At 34.3% G+C, this 15,289-nt stretch carries 14 protein-coding genes, 2 tRNA genes and 1 other annotated feature; of the genes, 4 read left to right on the plus strand and 12 right to left on the minus strand.

From position 1 onward, the window contains the following. Positions 1–26: 26 nt before the first annotated feature. A complete protein-coding gene (locus ACPWSR_RS06840; RefSeq protein WP_426350943.1) occupies positions 27–389 on the minus strand; it encodes an arsenate reductase family protein in 363 nt (120 codons plus the stop codon). 275 nt (positions 390–664) lie between these two features. On the opposite strand from ACPWSR_RS06840, the gene ACPWSR_RS06845 reads away from it, so the two are divergent. Genes ACPWSR_RS06845 through ACPWSR_RS06855 form a run of 3 tightly spaced genes read left to right on the plus strand, consistent with a single transcriptional unit; the run spans position 665 to position 4,772 of the window. Then, complete coding sequence (locus ACPWSR_RS06845) at positions 665–1,168, plus strand: MarR family winged helix-turn-helix transcriptional regulator (RefSeq protein WP_426350944.1); 504 nt, start codon at positions 665–667, stop codon at positions 1,166–1,168. Further along, positions 1,165–2,895 carry an ABC transporter ATP-binding protein gene (locus ACPWSR_RS06850; protein WP_426350945.1) on the plus strand — a complete coding sequence of 577 codons (1,731 nt, stop codon included), beginning with the start codon at positions 1,165–1,167 and terminating at the stop codon, positions 2,893–2,895. Before ACPWSR_RS06845 ends, ACPWSR_RS06850 begins: the two co-directional genes overlap by 4 nt. Beyond that, positions 2,895–4,772 (plus strand): ABC transporter ATP-binding protein, encoded by a 1,878-nt coding sequence (locus ACPWSR_RS06855; RefSeq protein ID WP_426350946.1) that lies wholly within the window; start codon positions 2,895–2,897, stop codon positions 4,770–4,772. The genes ACPWSR_RS06850 and ACPWSR_RS06855 overlap by 1 nt, the downstream gene beginning before the upstream one ends. 66 nt (positions 4,773–4,838) lie before the next feature. Here ACPWSR_RS06855 and ACPWSR_RS06860 read toward each other — a convergent pair whose 3' ends face one another. Then, the gene (locus ACPWSR_RS06860; RefSeq protein WP_426350947.1) at positions 4,839–6,089 is read right to left on the minus strand and encodes a flavodoxin family protein; all 1,251 of its coding nucleotides are present in this window, start codon (positions 6,087–6,089) and stop codon (positions 4,839–4,841) included. A 170-nt stretch (positions 6,090–6,259) separates the two neighbouring features. Further along, positions 6,260–6,943, minus strand: a complete 684-nt coding sequence (locus tag ACPWSR_RS06865) for a CPBP family intramembrane glutamic endopeptidase (protein ID WP_426350948.1) — start codon at positions 6,941–6,943, stop codon at positions 6,260–6,262. A 217-nt stretch (positions 6,944–7,160) separates the two neighbouring features. On the opposite strand from ACPWSR_RS06865, the gene ACPWSR_RS06870 reads away from it, so the two are divergent. Then, positions 7,161–7,865 carry a gamma-glutamyl-gamma-aminobutyrate hydrolase family protein gene (locus ACPWSR_RS06870; protein WP_426350949.1) on the plus strand — a complete coding sequence of 235 codons (705 nt, stop codon included), beginning with the start codon at positions 7,161–7,163 and terminating at the stop codon, positions 7,863–7,865. A 218-nt stretch (positions 7,866–8,083) separates the two neighbouring features. Here ACPWSR_RS06870 and ACPWSR_RS06875 read toward each other — a convergent pair whose 3' ends face one another. The 9 genes from ACPWSR_RS06875 to ACPWSR_RS06915 all read right to left on the minus strand — a co-directional run bounded on the left by ACPWSR_RS06875 (position 8,084) and on the right by ACPWSR_RS06915 (position 15,193). After that, positions 8,084–8,617 (minus strand): hypothetical protein, encoded by a 534-nt coding sequence (locus ACPWSR_RS06875; protein WP_426350950.1) that lies wholly within the window; start codon positions 8,615–8,617, stop codon positions 8,084–8,086. Positions 8,618–8,727: 110 nt separating this feature from the next. Beyond that, positions 8,728–9,606 carry a VIT1/CCC1 transporter family protein gene (locus ACPWSR_RS06880; protein WP_426350951.1) on the minus strand — a complete coding sequence of 293 codons (879 nt, stop codon included), beginning with the start codon at positions 9,604–9,606 and terminating at the stop codon, positions 8,728–8,730. 476 nt (positions 9,607–10,082) lie between these two features. After that, positions 10,083–10,886 carry a hypothetical protein gene (locus ACPWSR_RS06885; RefSeq protein WP_426350952.1) on the minus strand — a complete coding sequence of 268 codons (804 nt, stop codon included), beginning with the start codon at positions 10,884–10,886 and terminating at the stop codon, positions 10,083–10,085. A gap of 180 nt (positions 10,887–11,066) precedes the next feature. After that, a complete protein-coding gene (locus ACPWSR_RS06890; RefSeq protein ID WP_426350953.1) occupies positions 11,067–11,417 on the minus strand; it encodes a hypothetical protein in 351 nt (116 codons plus the stop codon). Positions 11,418–11,548: 131 nt separating this feature from the next. Beyond that, a tRNA-Ser gene (locus ACPWSR_RS06895) sits at positions 11,549–11,639 on the minus strand. Between the two features lie 35 nt (positions 11,640–11,674). After that, positions 11,675–11,765: transfer RNA gene (locus ACPWSR_RS06900), tRNA-Ser, on the minus strand. Between the two features lie 163 nt (positions 11,766–11,928). Beyond that, positions 11,929–13,206 (minus strand): serine--tRNA ligase, encoded by a 1,278-nt coding sequence (serS, locus tag ACPWSR_RS06905; protein WP_426350954.1) that lies wholly within the window; start codon positions 13,204–13,206, stop codon positions 11,929–11,931. Positions 13,207–13,292: 86 nt separating this feature from the next. Next, positions 13,293–13,493 (minus strand) — a binding site (T-box leader). A gap of 60 nt (positions 13,494–13,553) precedes the next feature. Next, a complete protein-coding gene (locus ACPWSR_RS06910) occupies positions 13,554–13,781 on the minus strand; it encodes a DUF1667 domain-containing protein (RefSeq protein WP_426350955.1) in 228 nt (75 codons plus the stop codon). Between the two features lie 14 nt (positions 13,782–13,795). Further along, positions 13,796–15,193: an NAD(P)/FAD-dependent oxidoreductase gene (locus tag ACPWSR_RS06915; RefSeq protein WP_426350956.1), complete on the minus strand. Its 1,398-nt coding sequence runs from the start codon at positions 15,191–15,193 to the stop codon at positions 13,796–13,798. Positions 15,194–15,289: the final 96 nt, after the last annotated feature.

Raw genomic sequence — 15,289 nt, forward strand, 5'->3', positions numbered from 1 at the left:
AACCTCCCTAATATATTATGATTTCTTTATACTTCCTTTAATTCTTCCTTCCAATTATCTTCCTTAAAGCCTACTAAAACCTTATCCTCACCAATAAGAAGGGGCCTCTTAACTAGCATTCCATTAGTGGCTAAAAGCTCTAACTGCTCATCCTCGCTCATCTCTGGCAGCTTATCCTTAAGCTTCAGCTCCTTATAAAGATTGCCGCTGGTATTTATAAATTTCTTTAATGGAAGACCACTTCTTAGGTACCAGCTCTTAAGCTCATCCTTAGTAGGATTTTCTTCTACTATATGCCTATCTGTAAAGTCTATATCATTTGCCTCCAGCCACTTTTTAGCATTTCTGCAGGTGCTGCATTTTGGATACTGTAAAAATAAATATTTCATCTAATTACCTCCTCAAAACTACCGGTGTACATTTTTTTATAATTTCTGCTTATAAATATATATTAATACTCTAATTATATCAATAAAGACATATGTAAACATATATATATTGACTTTATTATACTATAGTAGTAAAATCTTATATTAGTTAATCAACTAACTATTAATCGATTAACCTTTTTTATGTATTTAACGATTGAACTTATCCAATAGTATTAGATTATTGACCTTAATAGACTGATAAAGTCTCTGCAGAAAGGAAAGACTATATAACTATGAATTATAGAGAAATCATACACAAGCTTAATAAAATGAATCTTCTTCACAGAATTTATATTGGAAGGGCATTCCATCACCATGGCTTATATTTTGGACAGCTAGCTATATTAGAATACATCATAAAAAATGAAAACTGTACTCAAAGAGAGCTTGCAGAAGCATTAGGAGTATCCGCTCCCTCTATAGCTACCTCTATTAAAAGGATGAGCCGTGGGGAGCTAATCGAAAAAAATGATGATGATAAGGATTCACGGGTTAACCGATTAAAGGTTACCTCTTCAGGACGGGAGATTGCAGAAAAATGCCGAAAGGATTTCGATAAGGTTGATGAAAAGATGTTCCAGGGGTTTACTCCTGAAGAATGTGATATTTTATCAGGCTATCTTGAAAGGCTTATGATTAACCTCTCTCAAGGAGAATTTGAAGATAAAAATTTCTTTTCTTTAGTAGAAGAAGAAAAGCTTCTTAGAGAAAAGAAGAAAAAAGGAGGACACATATGATAAAAAAACTACTACCCTATATTTCAAACTACAAACTCTATGCAATACTTTCTCCCCTAGCCATCATAGCAGAAGTTCTGCTAGAAATCAGAATTCCACTGCTAATGTCTAAGATAGTTGATATAGGTATACAAAACCAAGATATTAATTATGTAATAAGAACTGGAATTACCATGGTGATCATGGCTCTACTAGCATTAGTCTGTGGAGCATTATCAGCTTTTTTTAGCGCTAAGGCCAGCGTAGGCTTTGGTACGGAGCTTAGAAGGGAGCAGTTCAATAAGATACAGAATTTTTCATTTTCTAATATAAATAAGTTCAGCACACCTTCCCTAGTAACTAGACTTACTACCGATGTAATGAATACCCAAAATGCTTTTATGATGATAATCAGGATCCTGGTAAGAGCTCCCTTTATGCTTGTCAGTGCCACTATAGTTGCTTTTACTATTAATCGTAGCCTGGTATCTGTCTTCCTAATAGCTATACCAGTACTTGCTGTTGGTCTATTTTTAATTGCTTCTGCTGCCTTTCCTAGATTTACAGCCCTTCTTAAAAGGTATGACAGCTTAAATTCCTCAGTACAAGAAAACCTCATTTCTATGAGAGTAGTAAAGGCTTTTGTCAGATCTGATTATGAAAAAGAAAAGTTTAAAGAAGCAAATGATGGCTTAATGAAATCCTCAATCAGAGCAGAAAAGGTAGTTATTTTTAATATGCCTTTGATGCAGCTTACTATATACAGCTGTATTATTGCAATCCTGTGGTTTGGAGGCAATAAGATACTCTCCGGTACCATGAAGACTGGTGAGCTCATAAGCTTTATCACCTATGTAACACAAATATTAATATCTCTTATGATGATTTCCATGGTGTTTATTAATATAGTGCTATCTAGAGCCTCTGTAAGCCGTATCGTGGAAATATTAGATGAGGAAATTGATATAACTGATGAAAATGCAGTGAGTGACCTTCAGGTAGCTGATGGCTCAGTGGAATTTAGAAATGTATCCTTTAAATATAATCCTGAGGCAGAGGATAATGTATTAGAAAATATAAATCTAAAAATAAATTCTGGTGAAACCATAGGTATTATCGGTGGAACAGGCTCCTCAAAGAGCAGCCTAGTACAGCTGATACCAAGGCTCTATGATGTCACCGAGGGAGAGATGCTTGTAGCAGGTCATAATGTAAAAGACTATAAGCTAAGAACCCTTAGAGATGCCGTAAGCATGGTGCTTCAAAAAAATGTACTCTTCTCTGGTACTATCAGTGACAACTTAAAATGGGGCAATGAAAATGCTACTGATGAAGAAATAATTGCTGCCTGCAAAGCAGCACAGGCTCATGACTTCATAACCTCCTTCCCCGATGGTTATGATACAGACCTAGGACAGGGAGGAGTTAATGTTTCAGGAGGACAAAAGCAGAGACTCACCATAGCAAGAGCCCTGCTTAAGAATCCAAAGATTTTAATCCTCGATGACAGCACCAGCGCTGTAGATACAGCAACTGATGCAAAAATCCGAGAAGCCTTTAAAAATAGCTTTAAGGATGTAACAAAGATAATCATAGCTCAGAGGATCACATCCGTCAGTGATGCAGACAAAATCATTGTATTAGATGATGGAAAAATAAATGGAATAGGCACTCACGAAGAGTTACTTAAGAATAATGAAATCTATCAGGATGTATATAATTCACAGCAGAAAGGAGAGGAGAACTAATGGCTAAAGGTCCAGTAAGAAAACCAAGGAATGCAAAAAGAACCCTAGTAAGAATATTAGACTATATGCTTGATCAAAAATTACGGCTTATACTGGTAGCTATTTTTGTTCTCTTAAGCTCAGGAGCAGGTATCTTTGGTACCTACCTATTAAAACCAATTATTAATGAAATAGAGCCACTGATAGGAACAAATCCCTCTCTATCACAGCTGACTCCTTTTATAAGCAAATTAATAATCTTAGGCTGTGTTTATGGCCTTGGAGCTTTATCTACCTATATTTACGCTAGGCTTATGCTTAACATCTCTAATGGCACCTTAAACTCCGTTAGAAAAGACTTATTTAATAAAATGCAGGATCTTCCTATAAAATACTTTGATACTAACACTCACGGAGATCTTATGAGCCGCTTCACCAATGATGTTGATACCTTAAGAGAAGCTATCAGTCAGGGGGTTACACAGCTCATGACCTCTACGGTCACTGTAGTAGGTACCTTTATAATGATGCTTATATTAAGTCCTTTATTAACACTGCTTATAATCTTTATGCTTGTTATAATGCTTTTTACTGTAAAATTATTCACTACAAAAAGCTCCAAGTATTTTAGGCAGCAGCAAAAAGCTATAGGAAAAGCTAATGGCTATATAGAGGAAATGATTGAAGGTCAAAAGGTAGTTAAGGTATTCAATCACGAGGATGTTGTTAGAGAAGAATACTTTGGCCTTTCAGAGAATGTAAGAATTGCCGGTACTAAGGCAAATACCTTTGCCAGCATGCTCATGCCTGTAATGGGTAATATATCTTATATTAACTTTGCCCTAACCTCTGCCTGTGGTGCCCTTTTAGTTATCTCCGGAGGAATGGATATAGGCTCCTTAGCCTCTTTCCTTCAGTATACTAGGTCATTCTCACAGCCTATAACTCAGATTTCACAGCAATTTAATGCTGTACTTTCTGCTCTAGCTGGTGCAGAACGTATCTTTGAGGTTATTGATGAAGCTCCAGAAACAGACGAGGGCTATGTCACCCTTGTAAATGCTGTAAAGAAAGCTGATGGCACACTAGAGGAATCGGAAAAAAGAACAGGAACATGGGCCTGGAAATATCCACACAAGGATGGCACAATTACCTATACAGAAGTGAAGGGAGATGTGGTCTTTGAAAATGTAACCTTCAGCTATGATGGAAAGAAAACTGTTTTGAATAATGTTTCTTTATATGCAAAGCCTGGCCAGAAAATTGCCTTTGTTGGCTCCACAGGCGCAGGAAAAACCACCATCACCAATCTTATAAACCGCTTTTATGATATTCAAGAGGGTAAGATACGTTATGATGGAATCAACATAAAGAAGATTAAGAAAGCAGATTTAAGACGCTCTCTTGCCATGGTTCTTCAGGATACTCATCTATTTACAGGAACAGTAATGGATAATATCCGCTATGGAAAGCTGGATGCCACCGATGAAGAGGTAATAGAAGCAGCAAAGCTTGCCAATGCTCATACCTTTATAAGGCATCTACCTAAAGGCTACAATACCATACTAACTGCTGACGGCTCAAATCTAAGCCAGGGACAGAGGCAGCTTCTATCCATAGCTAGAGCAGCTGTAGCAGACCCACCGGTATTAATCCTTGATGAGGCCACCAGCTCCATTGATACCAGAACAGAAAAGCTCATTGAAAAGGGTATGGATAAACTTATGGAGGGAAGGACAGTATTTGTTATTGCCCATAGACTTTCCACCGTTAGAAACTCCAATGCTATCATGGTGCTGGAGCAGGGAGAAATCATTGAAAGAGGAGATCATGACTCGTTAATTGAAGATAAAGGAAGATACCACAAACTCTATACAGGACAGTTTGAGCTTTCCTAAAAATAATAAGGCTGTGAAGACTATTTAAGTTTTCACAGCCATTTAATTTTCCTATGGATATATTTTTTAGCTATCCCTATATTTATATACTCTCTTAGGGATATGCATAGCTAATATATATATAAGCTCAAAGGTTATAATAACTATTATGCCAATATAATTACAGAAGCCACTCATCATAAGAGATTTATACACTAAAGCAACTAATATAAGTATTCCTCCCATTAAAGCAGATATAATTCTATTTGTCCTGATAAATATATCTTTAGTAAATCTCTCTTTATAGAAATTATACTTACTAAAATAATACGCTGATACTGGCATACTGGTTAATAATGAGCCTATAAATAAAGCACCAACAAGAAAATAACCTATAGTTGCCACATATATTCCTCTTTCTGAAAACAGAAGAAATAAACCAATAATAATGGCAGCTGAGGTAGAAATTCTATCATAAATGGTAGGCGTATATTTGAAGCTTAATATTGGAATCAATGAGCAGAAACCAAGAGCTATAATCCCAGCAACCTCTGAGCCTAAAGGCATAAAAAGACAAATGGCTATCCAGGGAAGGAATAAAAGAAGTATATTAGTATCCTTACCCTTATGTCCTTTTATAATGATATCATTAACAAAATAAGGAGAATTACTCTCTTCTTTTTTAATGGTATCCAAAAGATTGGATAATACATCCTCTGGGATAAAGGCTCCATAAAGCTTCCTTTTACTCTCTAAGGTAATTTTTCCTGAAGCTTTATATTCCCTTCCAGCCTCTTCAAAATTCTTTACCAGGACTGAATTATTTTCTGTATAATCATTTAAACTCTCATCCTCTTCTGGAGGACATATTAGTCTAAGACTATTCTTTCCAAAAAAAACCTCTAAATACTTATTTAACTCCTCAAATTTATTATCATGAGCGTAGAGACCACAGGTTGTAAAAAGTATATGTCTACGGCTAGCCTTCTCCCTACTTTCTTCTTCCTCCTCTATGTTAAAAGCTAGAATCCTCTCTAGAAGAGCTTTTATCTTAGGTGGAAGGCTCAAGGCATAAATAGGAGCTACCCAAATTATATAGCTAGCACCATCTATTTTATCTAATATATGCTTAAAATCATCGCAAATACAGCATTTATGTTTGTTACTTAAACATTCCTTACAGCCTGTACAATATTCAATATTCTTATCATAAAGATTTATAGTCATTACTTCATAGTGATTTTTTTCATTAAAACCCTTTACAAAAGCTTTAGCAGCAGCTAGGGGAGGTGTCTCCATTCTCTCATAGCATCCATTTAATAATACTATTCTTTTCATAAATTACCCCTTAGTTCACAAAAAGATTCAACAATCAGCCCCACACATAATGCCTAAATAATTTTTTAACAATCTTTATAATTATTATAGCACACCACTTATGAATATTATAGAACTATAAGTATATATTTACAAAACAACCGTTATTTTTATATATGTATAAAAGACTATTACATATTATAAAAAAGGATAAAGCCTATGGTGTTAATGGAAAAATTAGAAAACATATGGAACATCCAGGAGGGATATATTCCATTTAACTTGTCGCACAAGAAATTAAATATAAGTCCTGCTATAAAAAGTGATAAGATTAAAAGAATAAAAAGTGCTGGAGAAAACCAATCCATAATAATTGCTACATGATATATAGAAAAAGCTAAAGAACTAAGGCTATAGGCTATCCCTTTCCCTATATACTCCTTAAGTCTCAAGAAGGCAAAACCTCTAAAGAAAAACTCCTCAAGAAATGAATTCACAAAGGATATGTAAATAGCTACCATTAAAAAATTATCCTTATTAACTCCTACATTCTCTTCTAAAGTCCCCGTTACAGAAGAAAAATCAAAATATCCTCCTAATAAAAGATAAGCACCTAATATAAAAATATAAATTCCTATCCCCATAAAAAGAGATATTATAAAATTACCCTTTTTTATAATGAAAAGATCTTTAATAGAGACTTCCTTAGTTATATACATATAAAAAAAAGGCAAAAGAAAAAACAATACCATCTTGTATATAGACTTTATTAAATATCCCGGTTTAAGTACTAGTTCAACTATAGCCATTAAACTACAGGCTAGTATAACTATAAATACAATATTAATGCTTTTTTCCTTGTAAATTGTATTCATGTTCTCCTCCCTAATATAGAAAATTATTCATATAACTATCTTAACACAGGTGATATTAATGTAATATTTACCCTTTATAAAAAATATATTTTTTTCACTATTTACTTTGCTAGATATATCTATAAAATATTATTATACGCACCACTAAAATCTAGTTATATACACAATAAAGCTATTATTATATACAGAAGTAAAATACAGCGGAAGAGGTGATAGGATGAAGCCTATAATTGGAGTAACACCACTATTTGACGATGAAAAAAACAGTATATGGATGCTTCCTGAATATTTAGAGGCAGTGAAGCTAGCTGGCGGACTACCTATTATACTTCCTTTAGAATGTGAAAATGATGATATAGATAAGCTGATAGGTTTCTGTGATGGCTTTCTTTATACAGGTGGACAAGATGTAGATCCCTTGATGTATGGAGAAATTCCCTCAGAGTACTGCTGTCCTTGTAATGAAAAAAGAGACATCCTAGAAGCCAAGCTTTTTACTGAAATATATTCTAAAAACAAGCCTATCTTAGGGATTTGCCGAGGTCTTCAATTTATAAATGTCATGCTTGGAGGCAGCCTCTATCAAGATATCCCCACAGAGCTAGAAAGCGATGTAAAGCTTAAGCATCATCAAGAAAAGCCATATTCCTCTACAAGTCATTGGGTAAGCATATTAGAGGATACACCTTTAATGGATATATTTAAAAGTGAAGGGCTATATGTTAACAGCATACATCACCAGGGAATCAAGGAGCTTGCCCCTAAAGCTATGCCCATGGCCCTATCAGAGGACGGACTAATAGAAGCCTTTTATGTCCCAAGCAAAAAGTTTGTAATGGGAGTTCAATGGCATCCGGAGTATTTATTTAAGGAAGATAAAAAACAGCTGGGTGTTATTGATGCTTTTATTAGTAGTTGTTAGAGAGGAACTAAGAGGTAAGAAGTAAGAGATAAGAAGTAAGAGGTAAGAGTTGAAGAGCTAAGAGTTGAAGAGCAGAGAAGAGAGAAGAGAACTAAGAAGTAATAACTAAGAGCTAAGAGTTGAAAGATAGAAGGAAAAGAGAAAGGATAGAAATTAAGAGGTGAAGTGATAGGCGGTACCTGACTTTGAGAGGGAGGTACCGCTTGTTTTTTTGTTGCTTATTCACCTGCTTGCGAGATGTAATTTAATCGACCTTCGTTGGGGGTATCTTTATAGAAATCATAATTAAAAATATATCTTGTTCCATCTGTTTTTATCAGTGCTGTAACAAGAGGAGTGGTGGATAATGTTACTGTACCTTCGCCTCTATTTATTACTATATGAAATTCATCTGGAATTTCAACAGCCTCTGTCAATATGGAACTATTAACAAGCTGTGATAGCTTTTGTACATATCCAATCTGAAGGATTAATAGCACAGATAATGATATAATCAGAATCCTATTCTTTTTCCGATACTCTTTTTTTCTTATTCTTATTAGAATCCTTGTAAGCCATATAAATGTAATGGCTGGCACCAGTAGGTAGCCTATACTAAAAACCTCATGTAATCCATAGGGAAAATAGCGGTAGTCTCCAACTGTTGATAATTTCTCTTGCCAAATATATATTGTCCAATACAAAATAATAGCAATAATTCCCAAGGCATTATCAATAGCTTCTTTGCTAATAGTAATGTACTTATTTTCCATACTTATATCCCCTCTAATTCAACTTATGACTTATTAGTAATATGGGTCCATACAAGAGTACATGTAATTATATTGATACCGAGATTCTTTTATATAAGTATCTATATATTTTAAACATCTATTCCTAGGAACCTTTTTACTAAGAGGCCAACAAGAAAGGATAGGAAGGCAACTCCTAGGCTTATTGAGGCCATTTCTGCAAAGCGCTTTTTAAAATTGAGGTCTTGAGCTACGGAAATATAGTAATTAAATACTAATATTATCATAACTACTATAAATAGCATGGATATCAAGGATATCAGGTAACCATCAGCTGGTGCAATGAGATACGGTATAACTAGGAGAAATACTGTTACTAAGTAGGCAATTCCTGTGTAGGTGCAGGATTTTAGAGCATCCTCTCTCCCTTCTGATCTAGCAGATAAAAATTCTGAGGAAGCCATTGAAAAGGTAGCAGATATCCCTGTAATAAGTCCTGATAAAGCAACAAGCTTATTGTTTTGAAGTGCAAATGTCAAACCTGCAAGAGTCCCTGTAAGCTCTACTAAGGCATCATTTAAACCTAAAACCATAGATCCCACATAACGAAGTCTTTCTTCATCCAGCATCTTTAAAAGCTCCTGCTCATGATGTTCCTCATCAGCCTTAATTTTAGCTGCCTCTGGAATCTCCTCTGTTAATAAATTATAGGATGCCTGAGCCTTGTTCTCACCCTTTTCCATAAGCTTTAAAGCAAAGGTATAACCAAAGATTTTACTTATCATGGTATACCAAAAAACCTTAAAGCTATTTACCTTTACTACTGCCTTAGTATAGCCCTGCCAGATAGCAGCATGTAATTTTTCTTCATCTCCTATTTGCTTAAGTATCTTCTTATTCTCAGGATCATTTATTCCCTCAGCGATTTTATGATAAATAACATACTCTGTTTCCTCATTCAGCTGCATCCCTAATATAGCTTGTCTTAATTTTAAGCTCAATTCCTTCATTTTTTCACCCCTTGTTCTCCAAAGATTGTTAATCCTCAATCTTCATAGTATAACGATTACACCTAATAAAAAATAATGCTTATAGGTAGTATTTAATAATATATAAATAAAACGTTAACAATGTATAAGATAATTATAGCACTACTTGAGGTAAGAAGTAAAAACTAAGAAGTAAGAGTTTAAAGAATAGAAGATAAAAAACAAAAGATAAGCTAATGATAATATTTAATTAGGTATAATAAAAAAATAGTTAAAGACTAAGAATTGCTAAATAAGAATTCCATTCTGAATTTCTTATCTATCATTGGTTAATCTTCTTTTATAGCCTTTAGTTACCTTTTTTCCAATTTTAGCCTATAATCTCTTAGCTAGCTTTTATAGTTCTTACTTCTTACCTATTACCTCTTAGTTAGTCTTTTATAAAAAAACAGCTCTTCATTCAAAGAAACTATCCTTGTAAATAAAGAGCCGAGACATTATTTATCCTTTTGTCTTATCAATTTAGGTATAAAGCGGCGTGCAACACTTCCCTGTCCTCTATGTTTTACATAAAAGAAACCTATTATAGAAAATACCACAGCACCTATGAAATTTACAATTAAATCTTTCATTGTATCTATGAGTCCTATATCAATATAGCCTCCTAAGCCGAGGCTTTTTCCATTTACTATAACATCATTTATGTTCTTTATAGCAACTACCTTATTGCTATTGGTAGGGTCCAGGATTACGGAGTATATACCATTTATTATCGTATCCTTCTGCATATCTGTACGAAAAACCATATCCATAAAAAACTCAAAAAACTCCCAGAGAACTCCTATAGTCATGGAAAAACAGAAGGCTACTACTGCCATGTAAATTGGTGAGAGCTGAAAGGTAAATTTATCGCTGTCATTTAATATATCCACTAGTGAAAAGCCTATGGCTGCTGCTAAAAATCCATTTATAGTGTGAAGCATTGTATCCCAAAAGGGATATGTAATATAATAAGAGCTCATCTCTCCTAGTATTTGAGACGCAAATATGAATAATAGTATTACAACCTCCAGGGTTGTTGGAAGATCAATATGAAAATTAACCTCAATAAAGCTAGGTATCATAAAAAGTATCAAAGTAAGAACACAAAAAAATACATTTTCATAATTACGATTAATAAACGAAGCTACCATAGCTAATACAACAATGACTCTTAAGATCATATATAGTATAAACACTGACTTATTTTCTCTAATGTGTAGATTTATACTCTTCCATAAGTCTTTTCCTTTATTAGTCATTTAATGCCCCCTTGCAGTAAAATTTCACCTATAAGAATAAATTATTATAATTATCGTCCTATTGCTGTCACTATTGATTTTATTCTGACAGTATACAATATATTATAAGAAACTACCCTTGTTATCAATTAGCTGCATCATTTTATTATGTTTATATTTAATTATTATAACCAATGAATCCTATTCACCTATAATATCTAATATGTATATTTTATTATTACTGAAAAATTTATATTGCCCTTCTATGGTAGAGGATATAACCTCTTCTCCTACCTTATTATCATTCTTATTAATAAGATAACAGCTGACATATCCTGGTCTGTACTTATCTCCTATAATTGTTCCTGCGTATATACATATCTTCACCCTATTACCATCCTGAAAGTCTATGTCATAGAGCCTTAGAAGCTTTGAGGAAAGAATTCCCGTAAGATAGAAGGTCTCTCCATCCATACTTAAAATACGCTGCATATCTGTAAGCTCTATTTCTTTAATTCTAAGAACACTTCTATATATAATATTACCGGTCATAAGCTTCCCTCCCCCATCGCTTAATTATATACCATTACTTTATAACTTCGAAATAAAATATTACCCCTACTAAAATTAAGTAGAGGCTCTCATATTTACAAAACAAAAAAAGCATCTAAAAGATGCTTTTCTGGCGGAGAAAGAGGGATTTGAACCCTCGCGCCGGTTACCCGACCTACGCCCTTAGCAGGGGCGCCTCTTCGGCCACTTGAGTATTTCTCCATGCCCTACGGTTTTATTATATATTAAAATATTAATGGCGGAAAGAGTGGGATTCGAACCCACGGTACGGTCACCCGTACGCCGGTTTTCAAGACCGGTGCCTTAAACCAACTCGACCATCTTTCCTTGTGTTGCGACAAATATTATTATACCAACGGGAATATTAAGTGTCAACAGTTTTTAAATATTTTAATGAGTAAATATATGCCACAGAATATATAATACACCAAAAAAATAAATATCCCTTACCTATAATATAGGATAAGGGATATAACTTACCTTTATGCCATTATTTTATTTCATCTACTCCCATAAATGGCTTTAATGCCTCAGGGATTTTTACTGTTCCATCAGCCTGCTGGAAGTTTTCTAAGATAGCTGCTACGGTTCTTCCTATAGCTACTCCTGAACCATTTAAGGTGTGGACAAATTGAGGCTTATCCTTAGGAGTTTCCTTATATCTTATATTTGCTCTTCTTGACTGGAAGTCCTCGAAGTTTGAGCAGCTGGATATCTCTACATATTTGTTGTAGCTAGGCATCCATACTTCTATGTCATACTTAAAGGCTGCTGTAAAGCCTAAATCTCCCTTGCATATCTTAACAACCCTATAAGGAAGACCAAGACCCTGAAGTACGTCCTCAGCATCCTTTGTAAGGGCTTCAAGCTCTTTATAGGAGTCCTCTGGCTTACAGAACTTAACCAGCTCTACCTTATTGAATTGATGCTGTCTTATAAGCCCTCTTGTATCTCTTCCAGCAGAACCAGCTTCTGCTCTGAAGCAGGCACTATAAGCAGCATGCTTTACAGGAAGCTCCTCTCCCTTAAATATCTCGTCTCTATACATATTAGTTACTGGAACCTCTGCTGTAGGAATTAAGAAATAATCTACATCATTTAATTTAAAAGCATCCTCTTCAAACTTAGGAAGCTGTCCTGTCCCAGTCATGCTTTCTCTATTAACCATGAAAGGTGGAAATATCTCTACATAATCCTTTTCTATGGTGTGCTTCTGAAGGAAATAGTTGATTATAGCTCTTTCTAATCTTGCACCTAAGCCCTTATACATGGTAAATCGAGCTCCTGTTACCTTACCAGCTCTTTCAAAATCTAATATATTTAAATCTGTTCCAAGATCCCAATGAGCCTTAGGTTCAAAATCAAAGGTAGTGGGCTCACCCCATTTTCTCATTTCTACATTATCCTCATCAGTATTTCCGTTTGGAACCTCTGGATTAGGTATATTAGGAATTCTAAGCATAATATACTTAATCCTTTCATCTATTTCACTAACCTCACCATCATGATTTTTGATGGTTTCTCCTATCTCCTTCATTTCCTTCATGATAGGAGCTACATCTTCTCCTGCCTTTTTAAGCTTAGGAATCTCTGAGGATACCTGATTTCTCTTGCTCTTAAGAGCCTCAACCTCTACAAGTATAGCCCTTCTTCTTTCATCAAGCTGAACTATCTCGTCTATTACAGAAACATCAAAATTCTCTCCTCTATCATTTAAAGCTTGTTTAATCTCTTCCTTATTGTTTCTAATTCTTTTAATATCTAACATTATTCAATCTCCTTTCTTATTATTAATATTTCCTATTAATTAGCTGCTGATTAATTTATCTGAAAAACAAAAAAAGCCCTTCATCCCCAAGGGACGAAAGACTCCGCGTTGCCACCCTAATTAACAGCTTAATAAAAAGCTATTCTCTTAAAAAATTTAACGGTATATCCGTACTGCTTATTCACAGTCCCTCCAAGGTGGATTCTTAAGTAGTAAATATTAGCTTTCACCTTATGCTAACTCTCTTAAAATTACTATCCTAATACTAGCCTCTTCAACGGTTTAATAATTTTATTAACTTTTCAGATATATTATTATTATACTTCTTTGACTTAAGCTGTCAACTATTAATCATAAATATTTCTGGTAGCTACTATATCTACTCCCATATTTAATATATTTTTGCAAATCACATCTCCAATTTCTATGGGTACTCCTACATATATCCTGCTTAATACTCTCGAGCATTCAATCCATCTAGTAACAGGTATGGGTTTACTACTTTTTACTGGCACCACGTTATACTTATTGCTTCCCTTTATTCTTACTAGCGTGGTAAATACATCCTCTTTCAAGCTTTTCTTCCTCTCTATATATCATCAAATTCTTTTATTCTGGAGCTCAACAGGAATGAATTCTTTGAATCATCTACAATCTCCATGGGGCTCTTCCCCATCTCTCTTGCAAGAATGCTTATTATTTTATTGGTACAATAAGCACCATGACAGCTTCCCATCCCTGCACCTGTCCTTCGCTTAACTCCTTCAAGAGTTCTTGCCCCTAAAGGCCTCCTTATACTATCAACAATTTCTCCCTCTGTAATCTGGTTACATAGGCATATCATCTTCCCATACTTTTTATCTAGAGCTATGATATCATTTCTTTCTTTATTGCTCATGGCTTTAAATTTATAAAAATCTCTTCTCTTATCAATAAAATTATTATTTTTTGATGATCCAAGGAAGGTTGCCACCCTCACTGCAATCCTTATAGCTAGGGCTGGAGTAATTGTTATCTTACCATAGCTAGCTCCAGCTATATTTATGTAACCTTTATCTACTTCCTTATCCTCTATGGTTATGCCTCTTAAGGAAATCTCTGTATGATAAAAGCTAATAACATCATTTTTGTTTAAATCCTTTATAAACCTAGAAGCACTCTTCAATATATTATGAAAGCCATAAGGCTTATCATCTACTATTGCAAATATCTTTTCACCAGTAAGGGAAGATAAATTGTAGTAGAAGTTACTATTATTATTTGGCGTAAAGGTTATATTACATTGATTTTCTTTATCCTTTGAGTCTATGGAGATATAGGTCAGCTTCTTTCTCAAGGTATCTCTCTGATCTTCTTTATTATCATTTATACTATAGCCTTCTGTACTTATAGTATTCACTACCATCCTGCAGGTGAACTTACTTTTATTAGTGATGACTCTCAGCCCCTTAGACATTCTTTGAACGTCTATTACAGACTCCTCCATCTTAAAATTAACCCCATTATCGTAAGCAACCTCACCATAGGAAATTGCTAGGTCATAGGGAGAAACAATTGCTGTATTTTTATTATAAAGAGCCTTTTTTATTTTCCCTGGGAATTCAAAATTCATATCCTTTATTGATTTTTCATCAATAATATTAATTCCTTTAATTCTTCTTTTATCTGCTCTCTTTTTAATTTCTTCAATAAATCTTACATCCTCTTCATCCTCTGCAATTGTCAGAGATGGAACTCTTTTAAAGGGTATATTAAACTTTTCGCAGATATCATCAAAAAGCTTATTTCCTTCCTGCTCCAGCCTTGACATCATTTCTTCCCTTGCCTCTGCTCCATCATATATTATTGAAGTATTAACAAAGGATATATCATCAGCTATATCAAAATCCTTTTCAATCAGTGCTATATTAAGATTATACTTAGATAGTTCATAAGCAACAGCACAGCCTACTATGCCACCGCCTAATATAATAACATCGTAATCCATGCCTTTCCTCCTAATCTAAATAAAGGGTGTTAAGCCTCCTTAAAGGGTGCACCAATATCTGGTGCACCTTATATTTTACAATATTTATCCAATAAA

Origin of the sequence: Alloiococcus sp. CFN-8, from assembly GCF_049943125.1 — a bacterium.
Taxonomy (GTDB): domain Bacteria; phylum Bacillota; class Clostridia; order Clostridiales; family Clostridiaceae; genus JAEXZL01.